Raw genomic sequence first — 12,789 nt, 5'->3', positions numbered from 1 at the left:
CATGGCGACCGACCACCCGCTTCTCGGCGAGGACTACTCCCTTATCCAGGACTACCTGCTCACCAAGATCGTCCTCGCGCTGAACACCGATCTGGACACCTCCGGCTGGGATCACGAGATCGACGCATTCGAGCGTGAGTCCACATCATTCTGGGTTCGCCGAAACGCTCTGCTGTTCGACTACACCCTCGCGCGGCTCCTCGCGGCCTGCCCGAACCCGACCCCGGCACCGGATCCGAAGGGCGCCGGGCCCCAGGTGACGTTCGTCAGCGACTTCGTCGGAGCTGTTACCCAGCAGGACGCGAGCACCGCCGAGTACGTGTGGGCCGAGGTCAATGCCGGACACGGCATCGGACGCAGCGCGCGGCTTCCCTCGACCGTCATCCTGCTCGCACACCTGCGCACATCTTGGGGCGAGGCGCACGCTCGCACCGTGCTCGACAACGTCCCCGACGAGATGTTCCCGCCTCAGAGCGTCTCCTGACGCCGCCTTGCCGGGTGCAGTTCGAAGAGGATATGCGGGCAGTCATCACAGGGGCCAGAGCGAAATCTGTGGATGACTCTATGTGCAGCCCGCACTGATCTTCGAGGAACCCTACGTGTCAGGGTGAGTTGAGGCGGCCAGTAGCTCGGAGCAAGTCCGCCACCGCGCAGGGCGACCGCGTTCATCGATGCGGCCCCATATGAGCGCAGCAGCGCACGTATCGCTCAACGCAATGGCACCCGGCCCCGGCCGTTGCTCACCACGGCCGGTGAGCTCGATCTGCGGATCCCGAAGCTGCAGGCCGGAAGCTGCTTCCCGTCGCTGCCGGAACGCCGCCGCCGGGTCGATCAGACCTTGTTCGCGGTCGTGATGGAGGCGTATGTCCACTACGCCCTGACAGCTCGAGGTCATGAGCTGGTCAGTGCGCTCACCCCCTGGTCAGCTACAGCCAGCGCTGGGAGCGACCGTCGCGGCAGCACGACCGAATCCGCGCTTCTGAAGTTGAGGGGGTATCCGCGCCTCTAAAAACGCAGAACACGAGGGGACTCTCACTCCGGCGGGGGCAATATGGCGGCGTTCCCACGAACGGGAGCTATTCGGAATGCGCTGACAGCGGGCGTTCGTCGGACTCGTCCGCGACGCCCCCGTCCGGACGGACCCGGCGAGAGATGTAGTCTGCTCGTGCGCATCGGTGCTCTGTGCGACTGGGCTCTGCGTGACTGGGCCGCCGGAATTACGACGAGTCCAGCTGATCCCGAATCCGGCAACGACGACAGCGACGATACCCGCTGCGGCGAGGAGGGTGATGAAGTCGGGCTGCACTATCGACTGGCCGCGGAGCGCCTGCCAGGTGAGCAGAGCGAGCATCAAGACGTAGCCGACAGCCACCGTCCACACGAACCCCGCACGAACTCGCGGGCTCCGAAGACCGACCACCCGGCGAGACGCGATCTCGAGCAGGAGGGAGGAATAGCGGCAGCACCTGGAGGGCGTGCATTCCGACGAAGTGCGGTATGCGCAGGTCGCCACCGGTCACGCTCCACCCGAGGAGAAAGAGCCCAGGGCCGCCGTCCGCAGCGCGGACGGTGTGCGCGCCAGCTATGCCCTCGAAGTCTGCACGCTGCGAGGCCGTGGGGATGGTCATGAGGAATCTCAGGGCCAGGCCGATGAGCGCGATGAGGGGGACGCGAACCTGACGACCAGACCTCTGGCGGGGTCTCTGCTCTGCGAAGACCACAGCATGATCGAGACGATCAGCGTGGCGATCCACATTGTGCTGATCATCACGGCCATCGTCGACCAGATGACGGTGTCGTACACCGTCGAGACGTTGAAGTGACTGCGATGCCCAATGATGGTGTCGATGACGATGAGGGCCAGTTCGAGCGCGAGCGCGAACGCGATCACGGTCCCTGCCCTCGAAGCCGCTCTCCTGTGCCGCGTGAGCTGGCCGATCAACCACGCCCCGGTGACGCTGTAGATCACAGAGGAGATCGAGAACTTCAGCGGCTTCGCCCAGATCGGGGCGCCCACCAGCTCTCGCTGGTCAACGAGCAGCCCGATGAGGGACGCCAGCGTCTCTACCGCGCCGATGACCGCGACCGCGAGCAGCGGCTTATGCCACTGCGTTCCGATGGTCTGCCGCACATTTTCGGTACTTGACGCCGTGTCTGAAGAGTTCATGCTCAGAAAGTGACGCCGACCGACCCCCGCCGAACAGCGACCGAAGGACTGATTCTCGGCATCAACCGACCGGTGGATGCCAGCTCGTTCCGCCGTTGATTACGCGGCCCGCTCAGCTCCCTCGATCCACAGTATCCAGTCGCGCACGGCCTCGATGCTCTGCACCGACTCCACAGACTTGGTCATGAGCCAGCGCGGCCCCTCTCCGGCCCGTCATGGCCAAACCACGTAATCGTTCAAGCGCTCCCGGAGTGTCGGGTGCTGCATGCCGAGCGTCGCGGATGCCGCACGCACGCTCTCCAACTCGACGAGCGTGCGCAGGACGTCGTGCGAGCGGGCTTCGCGAAGGCGATCGCGTCCGGCGAAGGTTCCTCGGGATCGTAACCGCGCGGGAACAGCAGCAGCGCTCCCAGCTCGGACGCGTTGACGACAGGATGCCGGGGGTCCGTGAGCCGGAGCGCAGTGGCCGCGGCATCCCCTGACTCCGAAAGACGATCCGCACGCACCCAGGTCCCGATTCCGGCGCGGGCGATCCCCCGCCCGCGTCCTCGGAACCGCTCTGGATCCCCGCGCACCGTCGTCCAGAGCCGCCCTCGCCATCGCCGCACCCTCGGCGAACGGGATCGAGCGGGCTCCTGGGCATCCAGCGGGAACGCGATCGCCCTCACCCGCGCCGCCAGCCGCACACGAAGCCGTGCCAGCGCGGCCTGCCGGTCGTGCTGGCACGATCACGACGCCCGCCCCTGCCGACCGGTGAATCCGGCGGACGAGCGCGTGAGCAAACCCAGCCGCCCCGAGCGAGGACTTCCCCTCGAGCCGCGCCGTGACATCATCGGGGAGCGGGAGCCACAAGAGTGAACTCACGCTGGACGATGAGAAGGTCAGCACCCCAGACCTCTTCGATCGCGCGGCGTAATCAAGGCGTGGAGTAGTCCCACCCCTCTTTCGGGGTACCGGGCTGTAGTTGCCTCCGAGCACCGTCGCCAACACGACCGGCTTGTCCTTCAGCGCACCGCCAGCGATGCGGGGGTCGGCGTAGGTCAGGTCGTACCAAGCCTTGAAATGGGCCGCGACGCCCCCGTTGTACCTTGAGGATCCCGATTCCGCCCCACCGAGGGAACCGGTAGCAGGTCACGTCGCCCTCGACGTAAGTCGCGTGCACCAACGGAAAGCCGACCACCAGAGCACCCTCGCCCTGGCCATAGGCCACCGCCCCGGCGCACCCCTCCCGCAGCCATCCGTATGCAGCTACCGGGCGACGACACGGCGAACGAAGTCACCAGGCCTCATTACGAGCCGACCATTCCAGTTCGGACCGAGGCCAAGCAGATCATTGTCGCTCGTGACGATGATGAGCGCATCGACGCCAGGATCCTTCGCCAAAGACGCAATCAGATTGTCCTCGTAATCGCTGACACCGTGATCGCGAGCCTCCGGCTCGATAACCGCTCCACCGGAAAACTCACACATCTCCACGACCGCAGCCACGAACGCTTCGACGAGAGGGTCGCTCTGCCCCACCGCCCGCATCACGCGAGCGACATTGCGGAGGATGTTCGGCGAAGCAAACAGCCGGAACCGCTCAGCAAACGCAAGAGAAACCGCATCCGCGGCGGGATTGTCCGTCGTCGGCGGGACATCCGGCAACAACGGCCAGCTGCCGTCATCCCCCGAAATGTAATCGAGATAGACGTTGACGTCGAGAACAACCGGAGTAGCAGGGTCGATCACGCGGCGGCGGTCCCCCGAATAAGCCCAAGCACCTCATCCGCCGAATAGCGGCGGCCGCCACGCTCAACCCTGGCCTGCTCACGAAGAGCATGCATCCGCTCCAGCCGCAGCCGGCCGTGAAAGTCCCGCACCGCCAACCTCAGAAACTCGCTGCGATTCCCATGCCCAAAATGCTCCACAACCGCATCCAGAGCCGGACGCAAATCATCCGCAACAGCAATACCCACAGTCTTCGCACCCATCATTCCCCCTCGTTGCCTACGCGTAATCAACATCAGCAATGCTATCAGGCCACACCCGCCAGACGGCAGGCGCACCAGACGCCTCCCCCTGCGTACTGCCGTGACGGTTGTCCGATAGTCACCAACTTCTACTGCAAATTGCAAGCACCTTTCAGCACGAGCCATCCAACCGAGCAAGCGCCGCCTGCGCGCGCTCGATATCAGCCTCGCTGTAGAAAACCACCCGCCGTGTCCTGCGAGGCCCGACCCTCCACCTGAACCCGGGAATCCTGCGCGACACCGCCCTCTTCCGTATGACGACGTCCGACTGGGACTCAGTGATAGACGTGCATCTGCGCAGGGCTTTCCTCATGTCGCGCGCGGCGCAGTCGTCGATGACCACAGCGGGTCGGGGCCGCATCATCAACATGTCCGGCGTGTCGGCGCTCGGCAATCGAGGCCAGGCGAATTAGTCCGCCGCGAAGCCCGGGGTCCAGGGCTTCGCGGCGACGCTGATGATCGAGCTCGCACTCTTCCGCGGACGACGTACTGCGTCGCACTCGGCTCTGCATCGAGACCGACATGTTGTGCGAGAGCGCGGCGCGGGTGGGCCTGAAGCTAGACGAGATGCGGGAGCAGATGCTGCCGCGTCCGATAGACGCATCGGAGCGGTGGAGGACATTGCCGCGGCTATCGTTTTCGCGCCGGCGGATTGGGCGCGGGGGGCGCCGCCCTAGGAGACTGCTGAACAAGGGGGTTTGGCGCGGACGGAGCGCGGCCGAGTAGCCGTCTCGCGGCGTGTGTAGGTCAGCACTCGGGGTGCGTCAACGGGGTCGCTCCGCCCGCTGGTGCCTATTCTGCGACGGGGTCGCGGGCGTGTCCAGGGGGTGTGCGCGTCCGTGGGGCGGGGTCCCGCGCTCGGGTCAGGTCAGCGCCCAGCCTTGGTTGTTCCGGGTGAGGCCGAGGGCAAGCAAGCGGCGCAGATTCAGTGCGGCGACACGGTGATGCAACCATGCGTTGTTCTTGACGACACCCCGGAACGGGACGCGCCGGTTCCCTCGGGTGACCCACGCGATCGTGCGTTCGACCATCGGCCGGAGCGTCCGGTAAGTGGCCTGGAAATCGGGATCGGTCGCGCGTTCGCGATGTGCGCGTTGCAGCAGGTCGTGCTCGTGCAACACGACGGTGCGTCCCTCGGCCGATGTTGTGCACTGGGTCTTCAGCGGGCAGGAGCGGCACGCGGCTTTGAACGTCGCGCGGCCATACGCGGTGACCTTCCGCACGTTCCCGGCGGGGCAGGTCACGGTTCCGGCGACCGGATCGTGGGCGAAGTCAGCGATCGTGAACCCGCCGGGAACTGCTGGCCGCAGCGGCCACGGCTTGATCACCGGCACGTGCCCCGCCTCGTCGAGGGCAGCGAGCATCGCCCCGGTCCCATACGCGGAATCACCGAGCACCTGAACGCTCTCACCCGCAGCGATCGTCGCATCGGCGGTCACCAGTTCTGCTCCGACCGCGGCGTCGGAGTTATCCGGCCCGGCGGCCTTGGTGAGGGCAACAGCGGTCGCCAGCCCAGTCTCCGGCTCGATCACGACGTGTGCTTTGAACCCGTCCTGACGGCGTTCCACGGTCTTGTGCGCGTGTCGCGCCTCGGGATCGACGGTAGAGATCACCCGGTCCGGTGCGACCTTCCGTGCGATCTTCCACCGCCCGTCAGTGCCATCTGACCCGGCGGCGGGTTCAACGTCTTGCCCAGCGACCAGGGCGAGCAGCGCGACCGCGTCTGCCGACTTCCCACCCGCCTGCTCGATGCTTTCGAGGTCCAGGGCGTCCAGCAGTGCGAGCGCGTCGCCGACCAGGGCAGAGACGAGTTCGTCGCGGGCGTCCTGGTCGTCCCACGCGATTCGCGGCTTCCCGGTCTGCTCGTAACCGTGCCCGGTGAGCGCGGCCAGCCGGGTGCAGACCACGGTGATCTGCTCGGCCGCGCCGGGCACGTCCCGACCGACCCGGCGGATCTGCGCGATCAGCTGGGTGACGGTGTCCTGCCGGGCGACCGCGTCATCGAGGATCGTGGAATCCACCGCCCGCCGCGTCTTGCCCGCGACCGCACCCGACTCGGCGATCACCTCACGGACAGCGTCGAAGACCCGATGCGGCCGAGCGGACGCGGCCAGCCGACGCCGCCAGTACGTCAACGTCGACGGGTGAAACCCCACGGCATCGATCGCGAACCCGCACGCGGCCTTCCACCGCAAATCGAACGTGACCCCGTCGGCCGTCTCCCGATCCGACAGGCCATGCAACGCCTGCAGCACCAACACGGACGCGGCGACATCCCCCGGCAGCGACGGGCGGCCACGCCCCGAGGGGAACAAGTCCTCGAACATGTCATCGGGGAACAGTCGGTGCCGGTGCTCGGCGAGGAACGCGAACACACCCCCCACCGGCAACAGATGCCCCGCGAACGAGGACACATCCAGAAGATCACGCGCACCGTCATCACGACCCTGCATGAACCAAGTCTTAACGACCAAACTCGACCACCACGCAGGCGCGCCTTAACCCGCCAGATTGTTCAGCAGTCTCCTAGCTGTACTTCCTCGGCAGGTTGTGAACATCTGAGGTAGGCGAAGACCTCCGGGCAGGATGTGGGTTACCACACTCACCATCCTGACCACGGAGGTCTTCGTGACTCACGCTAACGCGCCCTTGACTCCAGAGGGGCGTCGCCGTCTTGCTGTTCTCATCGTTGACAAGCGGTGGCCGTTGCGGCGGGCCGCGGAGCGGTTCCAGTGTTCGCCCGCGACGGCTAAGCGATGGGCGGACCGTTACCGGTCCGGGCTGCCGTTGATCGACCGCAGCTCGAGACCGCAGAGATCACCGAACCGGCTTCCGCAGAGGACGGAACGGCGGATCGTCGCGTTGCGGTTCACCCGCCAGTGGGGTCCGCACCGGATCGCGTATCACCTGCGGCTGCACCGCTCCACGGTCGGACGAGTCCTCGACCGCTACGGGATGCCGAAGCTGGCGTACATCGACCAGTCCACCGGGCTCCCCGTCCGCAAGCCCACACCGAAACGCTACGAGGTCGCCGCGCCCGGCCAGCTCGTCCACGTGGATATCAAGAAGCAGGGCCGGATTCCCGACGGTGGCGGGTGGCGTGTCCACGGCCGCGGATCCACCCAGGATCGGAAAGCCGGTGTCGCCCGCGACAAAGCCGCCCGCGCAGGAGCGGCAGGCTCACGCGGCTACCGCTACCTGCACCACGCCGTCGACGACTACTCCCGGGTCGCGTACTCGGAGATCCTCGACGACGAACGCAAAGAGACCGCCGCCGGTTTCTGGGAACGCGCCAACGCATTCTTCACCGGCCTCGGCGTGACCGTTACCGCCGTGATGACCGACAACGGCTCCTGCTACCGCTCCCATGCCTTCGCCGCCGCGCTCGGCGACGGCATCAAACACAAGTGGACCAAGCCCTACCGCCCACAGACCAACGGCAAAGTGGAACGCTTCAACCGCACCCTCGCCACCGAATGGGCCTACGCGAAGCCCTACGCCAACGAAGCCGAGCGCGCCGCCGCCTACGACACCTGGATCCATCACTACAATCACCACAGACCCCACACCGGCATCAGCGGCCAAACCCCCTCAGCCCGCGTTCACAACCTCACGGGGAAGTACACCTAGCGGACGAGCTGATCGACGCCGACGCCCTGCTGCTTGCGGTCCCGCTCTACAACTGGGGAGTCGCGGCCCACGTCAAGGCTTGGTACGACGTGACCTATGCCGACCCACGAATTGCAGGCGGTGCGCTCAAAGGCAGACCGGTAGTGCTCGCGACGGTACTCGGAGGCAACTACAACCGCGGGACCCCGAAGGAAGGGTGGGACCACTCCACCCCGTGGCTACGCCGAGTGATCGAAGACGTGTGGGGCGCTGACCTACTCGTCGTACAGCGTGAGTTCACCCTGGTGGGCGTCAACCCGGCGCTGGAACAGTTCACAGAGATGGCCGCAGAAATCCGCACAGCAGCCGAAGAACTCGCCGCCCACCATGGACGAAGCCTCGCAAGAGACGGGCGCCGCGCACGACTCCGTGACGCGGGATCGTGATTCGCGCCTCCGTACAGCCCAGTCCGTGTCCGGAATACGCGAGCCGTGACGCCGCGCGTTCACGTTCTTTCCCGATTCTTTCCCATGATACTCGCCCACAGAATAAAAGCCCTGATAAATAGGACTTAAGTGGCGGTGCCCCGGTGGGATTTGAACCCATACAGGAAGACCTTCAACGGGGCGCAACGGGCCTACTTCGCTGCCATTCCGCGGGACTTGACCTTTCAGTGGTGCACTCCACTGCGCCTGATCTGTCGTCGGTCTTTCTCACGGCGTTCCCACGGGCCCGGGCCTCACACGTGCCCGGAAGCGCGCCTTATGGTCCGGCCGTGCGGGGTTCTCCTTGATCGCGTGCTGCTGCGTCGATGATGGCGGGGGTGTCGTCATCGGCTTGCTGCAAGAACTCGTGCTGCAGCAGGGTGGCGACGTCGGAGACGGCGACGGTGAGCACCTCTCCGGCGGCCACGACGGTCGGGGTGCGGCTCTTCTCGGCCGTTTTCGCGATGTTCCAGGCCGCGGTCATCGCTTGGGGCAGTGCGAGGGACCGATCCTTCTCGGCGAAGTAGTAGGTTTCGGCGCTCTGCGTGAGATCGACGCGGATATGCGCGAGGGCGGAGGCGATTTCGTTCATCACCAGCGCATCGGTCTCGTACGCCTGGTCGCGTTCGAGGCGAGACGCGAATCCGCCTTCAACGAGGCTCCGGATCCGCAAGCAGCTGGTGCGGCGTCGGTTCAGCGCGGGGTAGAGCTGCATGATCCACGATACGGCGGCGGTGAAGAGGATGAAGCCGGTGAGTGCTTGGAGCGGGGCAAGTATTCGCAGCACGGGGGTGGTCGCGACGACGTCTCCGTAGCCGAGGGTTCCAAGCGTGACGAGGGAGAGGTAGATCGATGAGAAGAGATCGGGATAGCGGTCCGGGTTGATACCCGGGGCAAAGCTGAAGCCCTCCGGCATCTGAGGCAGATAGATCAGTGCCCACCCACAAACCTGCAGCGCTGCCCAGACGACGGTGACCAGGACGATTCCCACCGGCCCGGCAAGCGGTGACGGGCTCCCCCTCAGCCTCCGGGATACCCGCCAGGTTTCGCGCATCACCCACGTGCTCACCCCTCCGCGGCCGGCGGGGTGAAACAGCGTGTGGAACAGGTCACGAAGGCCAACGAGAATCAGTGCGACACCGACTACGACGGACAGCACGTTCACAATCTCCGGCGGCATCGCGTCGCTCCTCAACTTTCATTTTCTCCTCCGGCTAGGCAAGCACCACCGCTTCCGCCTCAGGTGGCGTAGTAGACCAACATGCCCGTCGTGCTACTTCGCCAGTTACTCGACGGGGCACTGCCGCGTGGCGGCGCGATCGAACTCGGGTGCCTCGCGGGCCTCGGCCTCGGCGACGGTGGCGGCGATGCCGTTCTCGTTGATGTCTTTGATCAGCCAGTCCATCTGGAGGATCTCGTTCCGCTGAGCTTCGCTGATCGAGACCGCGAGTTCGCAGACGCGCACATCCTGAATCTGTGCCCGCTCGGAACGGGTGATGGCGAGCGAGTGATGCGGGATCATTGCGCTCATCCAGTCCGTGTCATCCACCGTGATCTGGCTGCGGTCGAGAGCGATGCCGCCGCCGATCAGCAAAACCCCGACCGCGACGATCGCGATGTTCGCTTTCGTGTTCTTGTACATGTTCAGCATCCAGGCGAGCATGACCAACACCATGGCGCCGCCCATCGTGACCGCCATGAACACACGGCTCTCGCTGAAGCGGACGTGGCCCCATTCCCACGAGCCGGCGAACATCACCCAGTACATGACGACCATCGCGGTGAGGATCATCGCCGCAAACCGCAGATACATCGTCATCCGCATCCGCGACTTCTGCTCCGCCTGGTGCTCGTCGTGGTCCCGCTGTTGGTCGTTGTTCTGATTCGTAGACAAACCGATCATCTCCTCATTCACTCATTCGTCCCGTGGATTGCCGCTCGTCCGACGAGGCGCGATAGGTCGCGCCTCAGGCGGCGAGCAACTCGGCGCAGGCCCGCTCGCAGCGACGGCACGCCTCTGCGCAGATCTTGCAGTGCTCGTGCATCCCGGCATGCTGCTCGCACTCCTCCGCACACGCCGCACACGCGGCCCGGCACGCCTCGAGGACAGCGCGAACGGTGTCGGGGTTGCTGCCGGTCTGGCGGGTCAGCACCGAGGCGGTCGCGGCGCAGATGTCTGCGCAGTCCAGGTTCTTGCGGATGCATTCGGTGAGCTCCGCCCCCATGTCCTCACCCAGGCACGCATCGGCGCACGAGGTACACGACTGTGCGCACTCCACGCACGCCTCGATACAGGCCAGCAGCGCATTGCTCGGGGCACCCTCGGGGTGGGTGCGCAACATGTCTCCCGTTACGGTCATCGTCCTTGCTCCTCTCCCGCGGGCGGGCGCCCGTCCGAAACGACGCTACGACCGGAGTACGTCTCCAGGCAGGGGGGTTGCGTACCGCACGGGGGTTCGGTAAGAACAGATCTATCTGTTCACGTCGGATACCACCATCCCGATTTTGTGGATGATACTAAGGGGTCTCGTGGATTCTGTGAATGGATACGTGGGCAATAAGGACGACCTGCTGAAGAGGCTGCGCCGCACCGAGGGACAGGTGCGTCAACAAAAACGTGGCTCACTTTTCAACGAGCAGAACTGGCCCACTTTTCGAAGAGCGTCGACACACCAACCCCCGGGAAGTCACTCCCACGTACCGCCAACGGGCTCCGTGATCTCGGGATGCAGCGGTGGAAGCAGCCTCGTGCCCGAGGCTTCCGTCCCGCTGCTGCCGTGTCCCACTATCGATAGATACCGGATTCCCGCTGCCTGACCGCCGCGATCAACACCGTCTTCCGAGGCTCCAGCTGGCAACGATGCCGGGTCCGCTTCATGTGGAACAGGCTCACCGCGGTCCCGAAGTCCGCGGGTCCGATGGCAGCGGCGATCATCCGCACGAACTTCGCGCAGCCCGACACTGCGCACGTCTTCGCCCAGTTCCACGAGGCGGAGCGGATGCTGAGCCGTTCCCACCCGAAGGTCGCCGGCATACTCGAGGACGCGAAAGACGACATCCTTACACAGGCGGGGAAGGCCGAGGCAGCAGACGTCAGATCGCCAGCTCGCCAGTGAACGCCCCCCAGGCGAGGCCTGCGCCCAGCCCGAGAAGCAGGCTGCCAGTAGCCGCAGCGACTGCGACGGCCCCTGCCCACGGGCGACGAACGAACTCCCGGGGTGAGGCTTCCAGGACTGGCCGAAAGGGGACGATCAGCCAGCGAAGGTAGTAGAAGAGGCTGATCACCGTCGTGATGAGGAGGACGAGGGCGAGCCACAGGGCTTCGCCTTCAAGCGCCGCAGCGGTCACGCTCACCTTGCCGAGGAACACCGCGAGCGGGGGTGTGCCGACGAGTCCCAGTAGCGCCACCACGAGCGCGGCGACGAGCCAGGGTCGGGTGCGGGCCAGGCCACGGTACTCCGCCAGCTCCCGCCGTTCGGGCTCGGCTGCGCTGACAGCGAAGGCCGCGATGTTCGTGAGCACGTACGCCGCGAGGTAGAGGAGTAAGGCGGAGAGTGGGAGCCCTTCCGGGGTGGCGACCGCGGGTGGAATCAGGAGGAACCCGACCTGGCCGACCGTCGACCACCCCAGTAGTCGGCGTGGGTCGTTCTGGAAGTATGCGGCGAGGTTCCCCACCACCATTCCGGCCGCTGCGAGGAGTGCCACGAGCAGTCCCCAGGCAGCGGTCTCGGGGAGTGCCACGGCGAGGCGGTAGATGGCGACCACCGCTCCCACCTTCGGGACGGTGGTGACGAAGGCAGCGACGGCTGCGCCTGACGCCTGTGCTGCGTCTGGGACCCAGTAGTGGGCGGGCACCCCTCCTGCTTTGAACAGGATCCCGCTCATGACGAGAAGAACGCCCAGGATGACCGGCGTGATTGGTGCATCGGCGAGTCCGTGCTTCAGCTCCGCGTAGAGGGAGCTGCCACTGAGGCTGGTGAGGAGCGCTATGCCGACCAGCATCAGGATGCCGAAGATGCTTCCGAGTAGATAGGTCTTCATGGCGGCCTCGGCGGCCTTAGCGGTTCCGCCCAGGCCGATCAGGGCGTAAAGCGGGATGCTCGTGAGCAGGAAGGCCACCGCTAGGACGAGGAGATCGTTGGCTCCGGCGAGCAGCACTGTTCCGGTCGTGGCGAACAGCAGGAGCGCGTACGTCTCGCTCTCCCGCCGGTCGCCGCGGATCTCCTCTGCCGCGAGGGCGACGACGAGGAGTGTGCCGAGTGGAGTCAGGAAGCGCACGGCGCGTGTGGCGGCATCCACCGCCTCCGTTCCCGCATAGGCGGTGAGCGCCGGGTCACCGAATGTGAAGGCAGTTGCGGCCATCACAAGCACGAGCACGGTTGCGGTGAGTACCGCGGCGATCCACTGCCGGCGCCGAGGAAGGAAGGACCCGAGGAGGAGCACACTGAGGCCCCCGAGGAAGAGCAACAGCTCCGGAAGCAGCAGGAGCGGGTCCATGTTCATCTCTGCCGCCATG

Annotated in this window: 14 protein-coding genes and 1 pseudogene; 7 read left to right on the top strand and 8 right to left on the bottom strand. The window is 65.8% G+C overall.

Annotation, left to right across the window (positions count from 1 at the left end; genetic code table 11):
• Nucleotide 1 precedes the first annotated feature (1 nt).
• Both ACXZ1E_RS11385 and ACXZ1E_RS11380 read left to right on the top strand, forming a co-directional pair.
• Nucleotides 2-484, top strand: coding sequence for a hypothetical protein (locus ACXZ1E_RS11385; RefSeq protein ID WP_458040604.1), 483 nt, complete (start codon nt 2-4; stop codon nt 482-484).
• A gap of 174 nt (nt 485-658) precedes the next feature.
• A pseudogene (locus ACXZ1E_RS11380) lies at nt 659-913 on the top strand (transposase); the annotation flags it as partial.
• 723 nt (nt 914-1,636) lie between these two features.
• On the opposite strand, the gene ACXZ1E_RS11375 reads toward ACXZ1E_RS11380, so the two are convergent.
• Nucleotides 1,637-2,167, bottom strand: coding sequence for a hypothetical protein (locus ACXZ1E_RS11375; RefSeq protein WP_458040603.1), 531 nt, complete (start codon nt 2,165-2,167; stop codon nt 1,637-1,639).
• Nucleotides 2,168-2,425: 258 nt separating this feature from the next.
• Here ACXZ1E_RS11375 and ACXZ1E_RS11370 point away from each other — a divergent pair, with 258 nt between their 5' ends.
• Complete coding sequence (locus tag ACXZ1E_RS11370) at nt 2,426-2,551, top strand: hypothetical protein (RefSeq protein WP_458040602.1); 126 nt, start codon at nt 2,426-2,428, stop codon at nt 2,549-2,551.
• 864 nt (nt 2,552-3,415) lie between these two features.
• Here ACXZ1E_RS11370 and ACXZ1E_RS11365 read toward each other — a convergent pair.
• Together ACXZ1E_RS11365 and ACXZ1E_RS11360 are read right to left on the bottom strand one after the other, a co-directional pair.
• Nucleotides 3,416-3,898, bottom strand: coding sequence for a PIN domain-containing protein (locus ACXZ1E_RS11365; protein WP_458040601.1), 483 nt, complete (start codon nt 3,896-3,898; stop codon nt 3,416-3,418).
• Nucleotides 3,895-4,143, bottom strand: a complete 249-nt coding sequence (locus tag ACXZ1E_RS11360) for a hypothetical protein (protein ID WP_458040600.1) — start codon at nt 4,141-4,143, stop codon at nt 3,895-3,897. Before ACXZ1E_RS11360 ends, ACXZ1E_RS11365 begins: the two co-directional genes overlap by 4 nt.
• A gap of 230 nt (nt 4,144-4,373) precedes the next feature.
• Here ACXZ1E_RS11360 and ACXZ1E_RS11355 point away from each other — a divergent pair, with 230 nt between their 5' ends.
• Entirely contained in the window at nt 4,374-4,592 is a 219-nt protein-coding gene (locus ACXZ1E_RS11355) for an SDR family NAD(P)-dependent oxidoreductase (protein WP_458042921.1), read from the top strand.
• A gap of 450 nt (nt 4,593-5,042) precedes the next feature.
• Here ACXZ1E_RS11355 and ACXZ1E_RS11350 read toward each other — a convergent pair whose 3' ends face one another.
• A complete protein-coding gene (locus tag ACXZ1E_RS11350) occupies nt 5,043-6,632 on the bottom strand; it encodes an IS1182 family transposase (RefSeq protein ID WP_458040599.1) in 1,590 nt (529 codons plus the stop codon).
• A gap of 175 nt (nt 6,633-6,807) precedes the next feature.
• On the opposite strand from ACXZ1E_RS11350, the gene ACXZ1E_RS11345 reads away from it, so the two are divergent.
• Together ACXZ1E_RS11345 and ACXZ1E_RS11340 are read left to right on the top strand one after the other, a co-directional pair.
• The gene (locus tag ACXZ1E_RS11345) at nt 6,808-7,809 is read left to right on the top strand and encodes an IS481 family transposase (protein WP_458040598.1); all 1,002 of its coding nucleotides are present in this window, start codon (nt 6,808-6,810) and stop codon (nt 7,807-7,809) included.
• The gene (locus ACXZ1E_RS11340; RefSeq protein ID WP_458042920.1) at nt 7,713-8,234 is read left to right on the top strand and encodes an NAD(P)H-dependent oxidoreductase; all 522 of its coding nucleotides are present in this window, start codon (nt 7,713-7,715) and stop codon (nt 8,232-8,234) included. The genes ACXZ1E_RS11345 and ACXZ1E_RS11340 overlap by 97 nt, the downstream gene beginning before the upstream one ends.
• A 316-nt stretch (nt 8,235-8,550) precedes the next feature.
• Here ACXZ1E_RS11340 and ACXZ1E_RS11335 read toward each other — a convergent pair whose 3' ends face one another.
• The 3 genes from ACXZ1E_RS11335 to ACXZ1E_RS11325 form a co-directional block, all read right to left on the bottom strand.
• Entirely contained in the window at nt 8,551-9,453 is a 903-nt protein-coding gene (locus tag ACXZ1E_RS11335; protein WP_458040597.1) for a potassium channel family protein, read from the bottom strand.
• 105 nt (nt 9,454-9,558) lie between these two features.
• Nucleotides 9,559-10,167 (bottom strand): DUF305 domain-containing protein, encoded by a 609-nt coding sequence (locus ACXZ1E_RS11330; protein WP_458040596.1) that lies wholly within the window; start codon nt 10,165-10,167, stop codon nt 9,559-9,561.
• Between the two features lie 73 nt (nt 10,168-10,240).
• Nucleotides 10,241-10,633, bottom strand: coding sequence for a four-helix bundle copper-binding protein (locus ACXZ1E_RS11325; RefSeq protein ID WP_458040595.1), 393 nt, complete (start codon nt 10,631-10,633; stop codon nt 10,241-10,243).
• A 435-nt stretch (nt 10,634-11,068) separates the two neighbouring features.
• Here ACXZ1E_RS11325 and ACXZ1E_RS11320 point away from each other — a divergent pair, with 435 nt between their 5' ends.
• Nucleotides 11,069-11,389, top strand: coding sequence for a transposase (locus ACXZ1E_RS11320; protein WP_458042919.1), 321 nt, complete (start codon nt 11,069-11,071; stop codon nt 11,387-11,389).
• Here the strand turns inward: ACXZ1E_RS11320 and ACXZ1E_RS11315 are convergent.
• Complete coding sequence (locus ACXZ1E_RS11315; RefSeq protein ID WP_458040594.1) at nt 11,367-12,788, bottom strand: NADH-quinone oxidoreductase subunit N; 1,422 nt, start codon at nt 12,786-12,788, stop codon at nt 11,367-11,369. The genes ACXZ1E_RS11320 and ACXZ1E_RS11315 overlap by 23 nt on opposite strands.
• Nucleotide 12,789 lies beyond the last annotated feature (1 nt).

The sequence above is a fragment of the Pacificispira sp. HM-600 genome, from assembly GCF_977993705.1.
This window is presented reverse-complemented; position numbering and strand designations above follow the sequence as displayed.

What these genes read in the sequence shown, in the direction of transcription:
- ACXZ1E_RS11360 (WP_458040600.1), bottom strand. Translation starts at nt 4,143, where the DNA reads ATGATGGGTGCGAAGACTGTGGGTATTGCTGTTGCGGATGATTTGCGT.
- ACXZ1E_RS11315 (WP_458040594.1), bottom strand. Translation starts at nt 12,788, where the DNA reads ATGGCGGCAGAGATGAACATGGACCCGCTCCTGCTGCTTCCGGAGCTG.
- ACXZ1E_RS11385 (WP_458040604.1), top strand. Translation starts at nt 2, where the DNA reads ATGGCGACCGACCACCCGCTTCTCGGCGAGGACTACTCCCTTATCCAG.
- ACXZ1E_RS11335 (WP_458040597.1), bottom strand. Translation starts at nt 9,453, where the DNA reads ATGCCGCCGGAGATTGTGAACGTGCTGTCCGTCGTAGTCGGTGTCGCA.
- ACXZ1E_RS11325 (WP_458040595.1), bottom strand. Translation starts at nt 10,633, where the DNA reads ATGACCGTAACGGGAGACATGTTGCGCACCCACCCCGAGGGTGCCCCG.
- ACXZ1E_RS11375 (WP_458040603.1), bottom strand. Translation starts at nt 2,167, where the DNA reads ATGAACTCTTCAGACACGGCGTCAAGTACCGAAAATGTGCGGCAGACC.
- ACXZ1E_RS11350 (WP_458040599.1), bottom strand. Translation starts at nt 6,632, where the DNA reads ATGCAGGGTCGTGATGACGGTGCGCGTGATCTTCTGGATGTGTCCTCG.